At 74.1% G+C, this 13,720-nt stretch carries 8 protein-coding genes and 2 pseudogenes; 8 read left to right on the top strand and 2 right to left on the bottom strand.

Translation table 11 applies throughout. The features are described from left to right. Positions 1-225: 225 nt before the first annotated feature. The 3 genes and pseudogenes from NX801_RS29345 to NX801_RS29335 all read left to right on the top strand — a co-directional run. Positions 226-645 (top strand): annotated as a pseudogene (locus NX801_RS29345) (TetR/AcrR family transcriptional regulator); the annotation flags it as partial. 232 nt (positions 646-877) lie between these two features. Beyond that, positions 878-2,728, top strand: a complete 1,851-nt coding sequence (gene ilvD / locus NX801_RS29340) for a dihydroxy-acid dehydratase (RefSeq protein ID WP_258790995.1) — start codon at positions 878-880, stop codon at positions 2,726-2,728. Positions 2,729-3,208: 480 nt separating this feature from the next. Next, positions 3,209-3,577 carry a hypothetical protein gene (locus NX801_RS29335; protein ID WP_258790994.1) on the top strand — a complete coding sequence of 123 codons (369 nt, stop codon included), beginning with the start codon at positions 3,209-3,211 and terminating at the stop codon, positions 3,575-3,577. Positions 3,578-3,736: 159 nt separating this feature from the next. Here NX801_RS29335 and NX801_RS29330 read toward each other — a convergent pair whose 3' ends face one another. After that, positions 3,737-6,094, bottom strand: coding sequence for a protein kinase domain-containing protein (locus NX801_RS29330; protein ID WP_258791021.1), 2,358 nt, complete (start codon positions 6,092-6,094; stop codon positions 3,737-3,739). Between the two features lie 160 nt (positions 6,095-6,254). Between NX801_RS29330 and NX801_RS29325 the strand changes: the two genes are divergently transcribed. From NX801_RS29325 to NX801_RS29310, 4 genes and pseudogenes are all read left to right on the top strand, one after another. Continuing rightward, on the top strand, positions 6,255-6,557 hold the full coding sequence (locus NX801_RS29325) for a peptidase (RefSeq protein ID WP_258790993.1): 303 nt from the start codon (positions 6,255-6,257) through the stop codon (positions 6,555-6,557). 365 nt (positions 6,558-6,922) lie between these two features. After that, positions 6,923-7,393: pseudogene (locus NX801_RS29320) on the top strand (hypothetical protein); the annotation flags it as partial. Between the two features lie 280 nt (positions 7,394-7,673). Next, positions 7,674-8,495, top strand: coding sequence for an ABC transporter ATP-binding protein (locus tag NX801_RS29315; protein ID WP_258790992.1), 822 nt, complete (start codon positions 7,674-7,676; stop codon positions 8,493-8,495). Then, entirely contained in the window at positions 8,492-9,229 is a 738-nt protein-coding gene (locus NX801_RS29310) for an ABC transporter permease (protein ID WP_258790991.1), read from the top strand. Before NX801_RS29315 ends, NX801_RS29310 begins: the two co-directional genes overlap by 4 nt. Before the next feature lie 160 nt (positions 9,230-9,389). On the opposite strand, the gene NX801_RS29305 is transcribed toward NX801_RS29310, so the two are convergent. After that, positions 9,390-12,290: a phosphatidylinositol-specific phospholipase C domain-containing protein gene (locus tag NX801_RS29305; RefSeq protein WP_258790990.1), complete on the bottom strand. Its 2,901-nt coding sequence runs from the start codon at positions 12,288-12,290 to the stop codon at positions 9,390-9,392. Between the two features lie 314 nt (positions 12,291-12,604). Between NX801_RS29305 and proC the strand changes: the two genes are divergently transcribed. Further along, complete coding sequence (gene proC, locus NX801_RS29300; protein WP_258790989.1) at positions 12,605-13,414, top strand: pyrroline-5-carboxylate reductase; 810 nt, start codon at positions 12,605-12,607, stop codon at positions 13,412-13,414. Positions 13,415-13,720 lie beyond the last annotated feature (306 nt).

Raw genomic sequence — 13,720 nt, 5'->3', positions numbered from 1 at the left:
GGCACCGGCGATGACACCGGGACCGCCGGGACCGCCGGGGGTGCCGGAACCGCCGGGGACGCGGGCGCGGCCGGCACCGGGGCCCCCGGGACCGGCGGTGTCACCGGGACCGCCGGGGATGCCGGGACCACGGGGGACGCGGGCGCGGCCGGCGCCGGGACCACCGGAACGACCGGAACTGCCGGGGATACGCGTACCGCCGGGGACACCCGTACCGCCGGGGACACCAAGGAGGCGGTCTTCGCCGCCGCCGTGGAGGTCACCTTCGAGCCCGCGCTCGCCGTCCCCGCCCTGCTGGCCCCGGGCCCGGACGGCATCGGGGAACGGCTGGCCCGCTACTTCCTGGGCGTCTGGGAGAACCCGGCCACCCGGGCCCCGCTGCTCGCCGTCCTCCGCTCGGCCCTCACCCACGAGGCCGCCGCGGCCGTGCTGCGCACCTTTCTGCTGCGCCGGCTGCTGGCCCGGATCGCCGCCGATCTCGACGTACCGGACCCGGAGTTCCGGGCCGAGCTGGCCGCCTCGCACATGGTCGGCGTCGTGCTGCTGCGGTACGTGGTACGAGTGGAGCCGCTGGCCTCCGCCGACCCCGAGGAGATCGTGGCCCAGGTCGGCCCGACCCTCCAGCGGTACCTGACGGGCGGCTGACCGGGCCGGGGCCGTACCGGACGGCTGACCGGGCCGGCCCCGGGAGCGGCCGACCGGTGGCGGGGGCGCCCGCTCACCGAGCCGGGCATCCCGCTATCCGGACACGCTGTCCAGATCATGGGCGGGGGCGTACGCTCGGAAGGAACGTGACGTACCGGGCGTCCGTACGCGCCCGGCACCGCAGGCCACCATGCCGCGAGGCAGGCCACGACGCCGTAAGGAGCGAGCGACGATGCCCGAGCTGAGGTCCCGCACAGTCACCCACGGTCGCAACATGGCGGGCGCCCGCGCCCTCATGCGGGCCTCCGGGGTAGCGAGCGAGGACATCGGCAAGCCGATCGTCGCGGTCGCCAACTCCTTCACCGAGTTCGTCCCCGGCCACACCCACCTCCAGCCGGTCGGCCGGATCGTCAGCGAGGCGGTCAAGGCGGCGGGCGCGGTCCCGCGCGAGTTCAACACCATCGCGGTGGACGACGGCATCGCCATGGGCCACGGCGGCATGCTCTACTCGCTGCCCTCCCGCGACCTGATCGCGGACAGCGTGGAGTACATGGTCGAGGCGCACTGCGCCGACGCGCTGATCTGCATCTCCAACTGCGACAAGATCACCCCGGGCATGCTGATGGCCGCCCTGCGGCTCGACATCCCCACCGTCTTCGTCTCCGGCGGCCCGATGGAGTCCGGCCGGGCCACCCTGGTCGACGGGACCGTGCGCACCCTGGACCTGGTGGACGCGATCTCCGACGCGGTCAACGACGCCATCTCGGACGAGGACATCCTCCGTATCGAGGAGAACGCCTGTCCCACCTGCGGCTCCTGTTCCGGGATGTTCACCGCCAACTCGATGAACTGCCTGACCGAGGCCATCGGGCTCTCGCTGCCCGGCAACGGCTCGGTACTGGCCACCCACACCGCCCGCAAGGAGCTGTACGAGCGCGCCGGCCGCACCGTCGTCGAGCTGACCGAGCGGTACTACGGCCAGGGCGACGAGTCGGTGCTGCCCCGCAATGTGGCCACCTTCGCCGCCTTCGAGAACGCCATGGCCCTGGACATCGCCATGGGCGGCTCCACCAACACGATCCTGCATCTGCTCGCCGCCGCGCAGGAGGCGGGCGTGCGCTTCGGTCTCCCCGAGATCGACGCCGTCTCCCGCCGGGTGCCCTGCCTGGCGAAGGTCGCCCCGAACGTGGCCAAGGACCGCACGTACTACATGGAGGACGTGCACCGGGCCGGCGGCATCCCCGCCCTGCTGGGCGAGCTGCACCGGGCCGGACTGCTCAACGAGGACGTGCACGCGGTGCACAGCCCCTCGCTCGCGGACTGGCTGAAGACCTGGGACGTGCGCGGCGGCTCGCCGTCCCCGGAGGCGGTCGAGCTGTGGCACGCCGCCCCCGGCTGCGTCCGCTCCGCCTCCGCCTTCTCCCAGTCCGAGCGCTGGGCGGCGCTGGACGAGGACGCCGAGGGCGGCTGCATCCGCGCGGCCGAGCACGCCTATTCCAAGGACGGCGGTCTCGCGGTGCTCAGGGGCAACCTGGCCGAGGACGGCTGTGTGGTGAAGACGGCCGGTGTGGACGAGTCGATCTGGACCTTCGAGGGCCCGGCGGTCGTCTGCGAGTCCCAGGAGGAGGCGGTCGAGAAGATCCTCCGCAAGGAGGTCACCCACGGGGACGTGGTCGTCATCCGCTACGAGGGCCCCAAGGGCGGACCCGGCATGCAGGAAATGCTCTACCCGACCTCCTTCCTGAAGGGCCGGGGGCTCGGCAAGACCTGCGCCCTGATCACCGACGGGCGCTTCTCCGGCGGCACCTCGGGCCTGTCCATCGGCCACGCCTCCCCGGAGGCCGCCGGCGGCGGCACCATCGCGCTGGTGGAGGACGGCGACCGGATCCGGATCGACATCCCGGGCCGCTCCATCGAACTGCTGGTCCCGGACGAGGAACTGGCCGCCCGCCGCGCCGCGCTGAACGGCCGGTACGCGCCGAAGGCCCGCGAGCGGAAGGTCTCCGCCGCGCTGCGCGCCTACGCCGCGATGGCCACCAGCGCCGACAAGGGCGCCGTCCGCGACGTCACCCTGCTCGGCTGAGCCTGCTCCTGACCCCGGGGCCGGGGCCGGGGCCGGGGCCTGAAGCCGGGGCCTTCGGGCCGACCCGGAGGCCTGGCCCTGGCCCCGGGCCGCCGGGGCTGCCGGGGGCCTTCGGCCGATTCTCGTCCTGGGCCTGTGCCCCCCGGGGCCCGCGCACCCTGTGCATCCCAGGCCCGGGGGCGGGCGCGGGGGCCCGCGCCCGCCCCCGGGCCGGGCCCGTCGGTGGGCGCGCTCCCGGCTTCGGGCTCCTCGGCTGGACCGCCCCGGGCCCCCGGGCCCGGGCCTGGGTCCGGCGCCGGGCGTCCGGGGCCGTTGGTGTGGCGCTCTTCGGGCCCCCTGTTCCGGGTCGGGGGCGGGCGGGGTGAGTACCCGCCCGGCCGGCGACTGAGTGCGGGGGAGGGCGCGGCTGAGCGGCCGCGCCCATGCCGGGGCGGTGGCGCGGCGGGGAGGCTGGGGACACTTCCTCGGAAAGGACCCCCGGTGCACCCTCACGGCCACCCGCTGCCGTCCACCCTCCACCGCCCGCCCGCCCGGGCGCCCCGCCGGGAGCGGCGGGGAGTCATGGCACTGGTGGCGGTCTGCTGGGGGCTCACCGGCATGACCCTGGGCCCGATCCTCTACGGCGTGGGCGCGCTCGCGGTCATGGGCGCGGCGGAAGGGTTGCCGGTCGGCGGCTACCTGGTACGGACCCTCGGACCTGTCGTGGTCTGGGCCGCCGTCCTCACGGCGCTCGCCTTCGCGCCCGGTGTGCGCCGGCTGGCCCGGGAGACCGGGCTGCTCCTCACCGGCGTCCTGGCCGTCCCGGCGCCTCCGGTCCTCGCCTGCCGGCTTCCGCTCGGCTTCCGCTGAGCGCGCCCGGGCCGCCGCGCCCATGCCGTCGCTCCCGGGGTGTCCGCCGGGATGTCCGGTCCGCGCCCCCGTCGTCCTTCGTCCGGACCGCGCCCGCCGTGGTGCGCCGCCCGCACCTCGCTGTCCGTCGTGCGCCGCCCGGGCCGTGTCGCCGGCTGGTCACCACCGGCCCGGGTCGCGGGCGGAGACGGCGAAGACCGAGCCGTCCGGGGCCGTCGCGTACACCCGGCCGTTCCCGGTCAGCGGGGCCGGCAGCAGCGGCGGGTAGGTGTCCGGGCGGTCGCCCATCCGGGGTTCGGTGTCCCCGAGCAGTACGCCCCTCCCGGCGTCCACCGCCAGCAGCCGGCCGTCCTGCGCCGACAGCAGCACCCGGCCGTCCGCAGCGACCGGCCGGGACATCCGGGTGGCCCCGAGCTGCAGCCGCCAGCGCTGCCGGGGCGCGCCGCCCATGTCGACGGCGACCAGCGCGCCGTCGGCCCCGGTCAGATACACCGCGTCCGGCCGGGTGCGGTCCCCGTCGGCCTCGGCCAGCGTCGCCTGGCCCTGATCCATCCGCAGCGGCAGCCGGAGCCGCCGCTCGGTCCGGGAGCGCAGGTCCAGCCGGACCACCGCGTCGGTGTACTGCTCCAGGTCCACCGAGAGCAGCAGCAGCGCACCGTCGGTCGCCTGTACGGGATCGAGCCCGCCCCTCAGCCGGACCTGCCAGGTCACCGTGCCGGAGGCCGGGTCGATCGCGCGGACCGTGGTGGAGCCGGCGTCGGCCGACGCGGTGGCCGTGTAGACGACCCGGCCGCCCGGGCCGGTCACCCACTGGGCCTCCGGGCCGGCCAGCCGCTCGGCCCACCGCTGCCGGCCGGTGGCCGCGTCCAGCCGCCGTACCGTGCCGTCCGTGCCGACCAGCAGCACCGCGTCGCCCGCGTACACCGCCCGGGGGTAGGCCGACACATCGGCGCTCCACCGCACGGCGCCCGAGTCCGGGTCGCGCGCCTCCAGCCGGGCCCGGCCCGCGCTCTTGCCGGGCACCCGGACGTGCACCAGGCCGCCGGACACCACCGGCACCAGACCGGCGGCGGCCGGGTCCCCGGTGGGCGGCTGCTTCCAGGCGACGGCGCCGTCCGCCGCGCGCAGCCGGGCCGCGCCGACCCCGGGCGCGGTGCAGTAGAGCGCCTCACCGGCGTTGGCGCAGACCGGCATCCGATTGGCGCCGGTGGTGCCGAGCTTGGTCGCCCAGGGCTGGAACTCCCGCGCCACGGCCGCTGGTTCGCGCCCGGCGTCCCCCTGGTCACCGCCGTCCGCCCCGGCGAGCCCCCGGACGCCCACGACGGCGCCCGCGACCACCGCGACGGCCAGCGCCGTGCACCCGGCCGCCCAGCCCGCCCGGGCCCGCCGCCCGCGCCGGGTCCGTACCGGCGCCAAGTTCACCCGGGCGACCGCCGGTTCGGCACCCGGGTCAATGCCGGGCCCGCCGGATCCGGTGCCCGAGCCCCCCGGCACCCACAGCCCGCCGGTGCCGCCGGTCTCGTCCGAGCCCCCGCCCGCGCCGCCGACCGCGCCACTCGCGCCGCCGGCCACCGCGACGGGCTGGTCCGGCCGGGACTCGTCCGGCAACTCCCGTACGGCGAAGCCCTGGCCGACCGTCGGGGTCTCCCCGATCGGGGCACGCAGCGCGATCATCACCTCCTCGGCGGTCGGCCGGTCCGCCGGCTCCTTCGCCAGGCACCTGCTGACCAGCGGCAGCAGTTCATGCGGTACGCCCGCCAACTCCGGTTCGTCGTGCACCACTTGGTACGCCACGATGTACGGGCTGTCCGAGTCGAAGGGCCCCCGGCCGGTCGCCGCGTGCACCAGCACCGCGCCCATCGCGAACACATCCGCCGCCGGTCCCACCTCCCGGGGCCGCTGGAACTGCTCCGGCGCCATGAACGGAGGCGTACCTATCAACTTCCCGGTCTCGGTGCGCAGATCGCTGTCGGAGGGCCGGGAGATGCCGAAGTCGATGACCTTGGGACCGTCGGGCGCCAGCAGCACATTGCCCGGCTTCAGATCGCGGTGCACCACCCCGGCCCGGTGGATGTCCCGGAGCGCCTCGGCCAGACCCGACCCGACCCGGCGCAGCTCGTCCGGGGCCAACGGGCCGTTCCGCTTGACCCGTTCGGAGAGCGTCGGCCCGTCGATGAAGAGGGTGGCCATCCAGGGGCGCACGGCGTCCGGATCGGCGTCCACCACCGGCGCGGTGAACGCCCCGCTGACCCGCCGGGCCGCCAGCACCTCCTGCCGGAACCGCGCCCGGAACTCCGGGTCGGCCGCGTGCTCGGCGTGCACCACCTTGACCGCGAGCCGCAACCCCGAGGCGGAGGTGGCGAGATGGACGACGCCCATGCCGCCGTTGCCCAGCCGCGCCTCCAGCCGGTACCGCCCCGCGTACTCCAAGGAAGCCGCGGAATCCGGGAACCCGGCCCCGGTGTGCCCGGGTCCCTCCGCTTCCGGCCCGGTCCCGGCACTGTGCAGCGGCGGCATCGCCCACCCCCGAGTGTTGTGGTCCGGGGCGACGCCCGGACGCGCCACGCGCGTGACGCACCGAGACTAGTCGATCCCTCGTGCGAAACCAGCCGGGCTTGATAGCCTGCGCGCGGCGCACGTGCAGGGGGCACAGCGCCACGGGGGAGGACGATCCGTCATGGCCATCGAAGAAGTCACCGAAGGACCGGTGAAGGCCGCTGCCGCGCTCGCGGTTCCGCGCTATCCGGTCGCGCCCAACGTCCGCGTCAATGTACGCAGCGGTCCGGGCACTACGTACGATCTCGTCCGGGTCCTTCCGGAGAACGCGAGCGTGCCGATCAACTGCCAGCAGCCCGGAGAGCGGGTCACCGGCCCGTACGGCACCACCAACGTCTGGGACTGCATCGGCAACGGACAGTACGTCTCCGACGCCTATGTCCGCACCGGCAGCGACGGCTACGTGGCGCCGCGCTGCTCCTGACCCGCTGATCGCACCGACCGTCCCGTTCGCGCCCCCGTCCACTGACGGGAAGCCGTGAACGGGACAAACCCCCCGCCGGGGAGCACGTCCCGGCGGGGATAATCGACCTCGTGAGCGACGAGAGCGACCAGAGCGGCCAGAGCCGTCCCTCCGGCCACGGCACCGGCGCCGGCCATGGCACCGGATCCGGACCCGGCGGCGACCGCCCCGCCGACACCGTTGGCCCCGCCGACACCGGCCGGACGACGGGCCGGGCCGGGCGGGCCGAGCAGCCCGGCCCCGGCCGCGCCGGACGAACCGGCGAGGGCACCGGGGAGAGCGGGCGGACGGGTGGCGGCCGGGCCGAGCGCGCCGCCGGGTCCGCCGCCGCGCCGGTCCCCGAACCGCTGCGGTTCTTCGGCACCACCTGGGTCGACCACGGCGGCGGATACGGCGCCCGCCGCGCCGGGGTCGCCGTGGGCTCGCTCCTCGCCGCGGCGGCGGGGGCCTTCGTCCTCCGGTTCGCCTATCAGGGGCTCTCCATCGCCCAGGTGGGCGGCTTCGTCAATGTCCTCGTCGTCGCCGTGTTCGCCGTCTGCTCCGCCATCGCCTTCCGCAAGACCTGGGAGGGCTTCGTCCGCCGCCCGGCCGACCCGGCCCGCGAGGACGCGCTCCGCAGCCTCAAGACGATCGGCTTCATCGGCTCCCTGCTCGCCTACTTCCTCCGCTCACTCACCGAGGCGCCCGGCGAGAAGCTGCACCGCGCCGAGTACGAGGCGGCCCGCGCCCGGCACGAGAAGCGCCGCGCCACCCGGGCCGGCAACCCGGCCGCCCGCAAGCGCCCCAAGCGCCGCTGACCCGCAGTCGCTGACGCGCTGCCGCTGGCCGGCCGCCGTCGACCCGCAGTCGCTGACCGGTTGCCGTCGACCCGGAGCCGTTGGCCCCCGCGTCGCTGACCGGCTGCTGCCGACCGGGAGCCGTTGTGCCGTTGACCCGTGTCGCTGACGGGCTGCCGTCGACCGGGAGCCGTACGCCATCGCGCTCCGCCGGAGCCGCCCCGCCGGCACCGTCCCGCCGGCTTCGCCGCGCCCCGAGACGCCTTGACGCGATGGTTTCGCGCGGACCATTATTCATCGCATGATGAATTTTACGGACGGTGCCCCTGGAGCCGCCGCCGTGGAAGCCCGCGACCTCACGGTGGTACGCGGCGGGCGCACCGTGCTGCGCTCGCTGACGTTCTCCGTGGAGCCGGGCCGGATCACCGGCCTCCTCGGCCCCTCCGGCTGCGGCAAGTCCACCCTGATGCGCGCCCTGGTCGGCACCCAGGCCGGAGTCACCGGCGCCCTGACCGTCCTCGGCCGCCCGGCCGGCCACCCGGAGCTGCGCGCCCGCGTCGGCTATGTCACCCAGGCGCCCTCGGTCTACGACGACCTCACCGTCCGGCAGAACCTGCACTACTTCGCCGCCGTCCTCCGCCCCGGCGCCCGCCACCGGGCCGCCCGCGCCGAGGCCGTCGAGCGGGCCGTCGCCGACGTGGACCTCGCCTCCCACGCCGACGCCCTGGCCGGCAACCTCTCCGGCGGCCAGCGCAGCCGGGTCTCGCTCGCCGTCGCCCTGCTCGGCACGCCCGAGCTGCTCGTCCTCGACGAACCGACCGTCGGGCTCGACCCCGTACTCCGCCGTGACCTCTGGGAGCTCTTCCACCGCATCGCCGCCGACCGGGGCGCCACCCTCCTGGTCTCCTCGCACGTCATGGACGAGGCGGAGCGCTGCGACCGGCTGCTGCTCATGCGCGCCGGGGAGATCCTGGCCGACGACACCCCCGAGGCCCTGCGCCGGAGCACCGGCCGGCCCACCGTCGAAGCGGCGTTCCTCCACCTCGTGGACCGCGCGGCGCCCACAGCCGCCGCCGGCACCCACGAGGACCGGCAGGAACAGAAAGGCCGGCCCCGCCCATGAACCCCTCCCGTACGCTCGCCACCGCCGCCCGGGTGCTGCGCCAGCTCCGCCACGACCCGCGCACCGTCGCCCTGCTGCTGCTCGTCCCCGTGGTGATGACCGGACTGCTCCGCTATGTGTACGACGGCAGCCCCGGCACCTTCGACCGCATCGGCGCCTCGCTGCTCGGCATCTTCCCGCTGATCACCATGTTCCTGGTGACCTCCATCGCCACCCTGCGCGAACGCACCTCCGGCACGCTGGAACGGCTGCTCGCCCTGCCGCTCGGCAAGGCCGATCTGATCGGCGGGTACGCCCTCGCCTTCGGGCTGCTCGCCCTCGTCCAGTCGGCGCTGACCACCGGGGTCGCCCTCTGGGCGCTCGGCCTCGACACCGCCGGCTCGCCCTGGCTGCTGATGCTCGTCGCGCTGCTCGACGCCCTGCTCGGCACCGCCCTGGGCCTCTTCGTCTCGGCGTTCGCCGCCTCCGAGTTCCAGGCCGTCCAGTTCATGCCGGCCGTGATCTTCCCCCAGCTGCTGCTCTGCGGACTGCTGGTCCCGCGCGACCGGATGCCGCGCGCCCTGGAGGCGCTCTCCGACGCGCTGCCCATGTCGTACGCCGTGGACGGCATGAACCAGGTCGTCCGGCACACCGACCTCACCGCCGGCTTCGTCCGGGACGCCCTGGTCGTCGCCGGTTGCGCCCTGCTGGTCCTGGCCCTCGGCGCCGCCACCCTCCGCCGCCGCACCGCCTGAGGGCCCCTGCCGGGCGTCCCGCACGAGGGACTTGCCGGGGGCTGCCGGGAACTGCCGGGGCCCCGTCGCTCCACGACGGGTGGACCGCCGTACGCCGGGTGCCCCAGGGCCGGTGCGGCCCCGGGGCACCCGGCGTACGGCGGCGCGGGGTGTGCGCCGGTCAGCTGCCGGCCGGCCTCGGGGCGACCACGCAGTGGGACTTGCCCGATTCCAGCGCGCCGTTGACGGCCGTCACGCAGAACTCGTAGTTCCACACCCCGGGGTACAGAAACGCGACCCCGTGGTTCGTCCCCTGGGCGATCGTCTCCTCGGCCCTGGAGGGACTGCCGTCGTTGATGTTGCGGATCCACACGCGGTACCCCGCCGCCTGGGCGGAGCCCGTCCAGTTCAGCTGGACGGTCGTCGGGTCCGTGGAGACGACCTTCAGTCCCGTCGGGGCCGAGGGGGTACCGGCACCGACGAGGACGGGCCGGCCGGCGGCGGGCAGGCCGCCGCCCGCCTTGTTCCAGGTCTGGATCGCCACGGCGTAACGGTGACCCGGCTTCAGGTTCCCGAAGTGCAGGGCCTTGTCGCGGGTGCCGATGGTCTCGATGAACGCGCCGGGGGTGTCCAGGTCGTAGGTGATCACGCCGTACCGGTCGATGGTGTCGGTGTACGGGCCGGTCGGGGCGCCCCAGGCGACGTCGATACCGGTCGGGGTGGGGCGGGTGACGATGCCCACGGGTCCGGGCGCGGTCTTCGGATGGGCCGTGGCGCTCACGGTCCCCGACCACTCGGACATGGTGCCGCCGCCGTCCGCGCGGACCTGGTACTCCCATGTCTGGCCCTCGGTGATCCAGGTGGAGTCGAGCCGGTTGCCGAAGGCGCGCGTGGTGCTCCAGCCGGGAGCCCCGGCCGGCCGGGAGCGGACCTCGTAGCCGTACGCCCCGAAGACCTCGTCCCACGTGACGACGATGCCGCTGTCCGCCGCGACGGCCCTGACGTTGCCCGGCGTGCCGGAGGGGCGGGGAGGAGCGGTGGTCGGGAAGCCGGGGGCGGAGGAGCCCAGGTGGAACTCCTTGTGCAGGGTGGACCCGAACGCGCCCGCGATCTGGTACTCGCCCACGGCGTTGGGGTGGAGTCCGTCGTAGGCGGCGGGGCACCCGGCGGGCGCGCAGTCGTAGGCGCCCCGCCAGTCGACGAGTGCGACCGGCGAGGTGCTCGTGTGCCAGCGGGGGACGGCGTCGGCCAGGAGCCTGTTGTACTCGGTCGTCTTGGCGATCAGGTCGTCTCGGCCGTCGATCTTCGTCCGCTGGGGGACGTTGGCCAGGGCGAACTTGAGGTTCGGCTCGACCGCGCGGGCCTCGTCCACCAGCGTCTTCATGCTGGAGAGGGTGCCGGAGGCGTCGCTGACGAACCAGCCCATGTCGTTGAAGCCCAGACCGACGAGCATCAGGTCCGGCTTGTACCTGGCGACCTGCTCCTTGATCTGGGTCTTGTCCTGAGCGGCCTGCCGTCCCCAGACGGCGAAGTGGTCGCTGTCGAAATCCTCCGCGTCCCTGGCGTAGTCACCCGATGTCCGGGGCGGGCCGGGCGCCGGCTCCGGTTCGCCCTGGAGGCGGGGCGGCTGCGGGGCGGACGGTTCGTCCTGGGGCCTGGTGCCGGTGTAGGGGCCGACGAAGTCCACCGGCACCCGCTGGTCGCGGAACCACTGCCACAGCCGGTAGCGCCAGGTGTAGTCGCCCTCGTGGCCCTGGGTCATGGAGTCACCGACGACCATGACCCTGAGGGTGCTGCCACCGGTCTGGTTGCGGCCGATGATGTCGTCGATGAGCTTGCCGCCGGGGAAGTCCATCATGACGACGCCGAGCCGGTCCAGGCCGGTCCGGCCGCCGAACTTGTCGCCGCGGCCGGGGTGGAATTCGGGGCAGCGGCCATTGTCTCCCCGGAGGCACTGCCGGAGGAAGGAGTTCACCCCGGTCGCCGTGGGGGTGCCGCCGGCCACCGTGTAGGGGTGGGCTCCGCCGCCGGTGCCGCTGGTGTAGTTGATGTACAGCGCGCCCGGCTGGTACGGGTACTCCTTCTCACCGGGCCGCGACGCGTCCCAGGTGCCGTTGGTCCTGCGCAGGTGGGCCCGGACCTTCTCCCACTTGCCGGCGATGTCGCTGATGGTGCTGACCTCGTACTCGTCCTGCACGTACTCCTTGTTGGAGCCACCGGCCGGATACGGCTGCCTGATCCCGTACCCGTCGTAGATGTTGCCCCGCGTGGCCCGGTACCCCATCAGCACCACCTTCCCGCGCACCTCCCCGAGGGTCGGGACGCGGTCCGCCTGGCTGCTCCCGGTCACCGACGGAGCCCAGAACAGGTCGCGCCAGGCCGTGGCTTCCGTGGTCTCGTCCCCCTTGCCGGTGTACGAGCGGCCGTTCAGGTAGGAGTCGAAGACCTTCTTGCGCCACTCGTCGGTGCCGAAGCCTTCGGCGTCCTCGCAGCCGAAAGCGCCGCCGTCGCACTCGGCCTTCAGGTGCAGCAGCACCGTCTCGCCGGGTTCGGCGCGCAGGAAGTCACGGGTCGCGTTCAGGACGTCGGTGAAGTTCGCGTACTGGTAGGCGGCACCGTGGTGGATCGTGAACTTCAGTCCCTCGTCGCCCTTGTCGAGCCGGACCCTGATGTCGAGGGCCCTGATGCCGGCGCGGAACTGGGTGGTCAGCGTCTTCGCGCTGAACCCGTGGTTCTCCTGGGTCTGGGTGATGCTGGTGGCGACGCCCCCGCAGTTCCCGGTCCTCGGATCGCGCTCCCCGCAGAGCGCGAGGCTGTCGTGGGTACCGGGCACCGAGAGCCAGGACAGGCTGGTGCCGTCCGCGACGCGGGACATCCAGTCGGTGTTGGCCGCGGAGGCGCTGGTGATGCTGTTGTAGGCGTCGCTCGCCGACGCGGGCGCGGCGCCCAGGGTGACGGCCGAGAGGGAGAGGACCAGGGTGAGCAGAGCCCCGAAGAGGGCCCTGCCGCGGCGGCGTGCCTCTCGCGTCGTCCGGCCGGGTCTGGTGCACGCGGTTCTTGGGTACGCGGTCAAGGAGGACAAAGGCATCTGCACCTCGTCGGGACGTGGCCGTGTGATGCGTGAATCCCCGGACGGGGATGCCCGAAGTCTGGCAGCGCACAGCGGCGGAAGGTCCAGACCTTCGGGGACTGTAAGCAAGGTCACCGGGGCGTGGCGGTGATGCCGGTCCGGACACCGGTGGTACCTGTCGCGAAGCGCGGCCCCGCGTCGCCAGGAAGCGCTGCCCGCCCGCCCGTCCCGTGGTGCTCCGCGGGCCGGTGCGAGGATGGCCACGGAGGGCTCGTGACCTCGGGGCGGGCCCGGTACGCACTCCCAGCGGTGAGGTGAACGGAACGATGACCCAGACAGTCGCAGTCCTCGGCACCGGCAAGATCGGCGAGGCCCTGCTCAGCGGGATGATCCGGGCCGGCTGGCGAGCCGCCCAGCTGCTGGTCACCACCCGCCGCGCCGACCGCGCCGAGGAACTCCGCGCCCGCTACGGCGTCGAGACCGTCACCAACGCCGAGGCCGCCAAGCGCGCCGACATCCTCATTCTGGCGGTGAAGCCGCAGGACATGGGCCGTCTGCTGGACGAGCTGTCCCCGCACGTCACCGCCGACCGGCTGGTCATCAGCGCCGCCGCCGGCATCACCACCACCTTCATCGAGGAGCGGCTCACCGCCGGCACCCCGGTGGTCCGGGTCATGCCCAACACCCCGGTCCTGGTGGACGAGGGCATGTCCGTCATCTCGGCGGGCGGCCACGCCACCCCCGAGCACCTCGCCCATGCCGAGGCGATCTTCGGCGGCGTCGGCAAGACCCTCCGGGTGCCCGAGTCCCAGCAGGACGCCGCCACCGCGCTCTCCGGCTCCGGCCCGGCCTACTTCTACTTCCTGGTCGAGGCGATGACCGACGCCGGGATCCTGCTCGGTCTGCCCCGCGCCCAGGCCCACGACTTGATCGTGCAGGCCGCCATCGGCGCCGCCGTGATGCTCCGGGACAGCGGCGAGCACCCGGTGAAGCTCCGTGAGGCGGTGACCTCCCCGGCCGGCACCACCATCAGCGCCATCCGCGAACTGGAGAACCACGGGGTACGCGCCGCCCTGATCGCCGCCCTCGAAGCGGCCCGCGACCGCAGCCGCGAGCTGGCCACCGGCAACGGTTGACAGGGCCCGCCCCGATCCGTAGTGTTCTCCGAGTTGTCCGACGTGAGCGCTGACCCCGGTCGGTCCCCGGACAGCCATCCCGCAAGAATCACACCAAACGAACGACGCACTGTCGTGCCGTTTTCCGTGGGCTTTTGCGGAATGTGGAATCGACGTTCGAAGAGGTTCGACCGGACGTCTCCCCGATTAGCGTCGGGGGCTCGGATTCGCTAAAGTCTCACTCGTCGGAACGGCCGCAGGGCCGGAAAGACAACCCCGCTCCGACGGGGAATCGGAACCGAAAGGATCTGATAGAGTAAGAAACGC

The sequence above is a fragment of the Streptomyces pyxinae genome (genome assembly GCF_024756275.1).
GTDB lineage: Bacteria > Actinomycetota > Actinomycetes > Streptomycetales > Streptomycetaceae > Streptomyces > Streptomyces pyxinae.
This window is presented reverse-complemented; position numbering and strand designations above follow the sequence as displayed.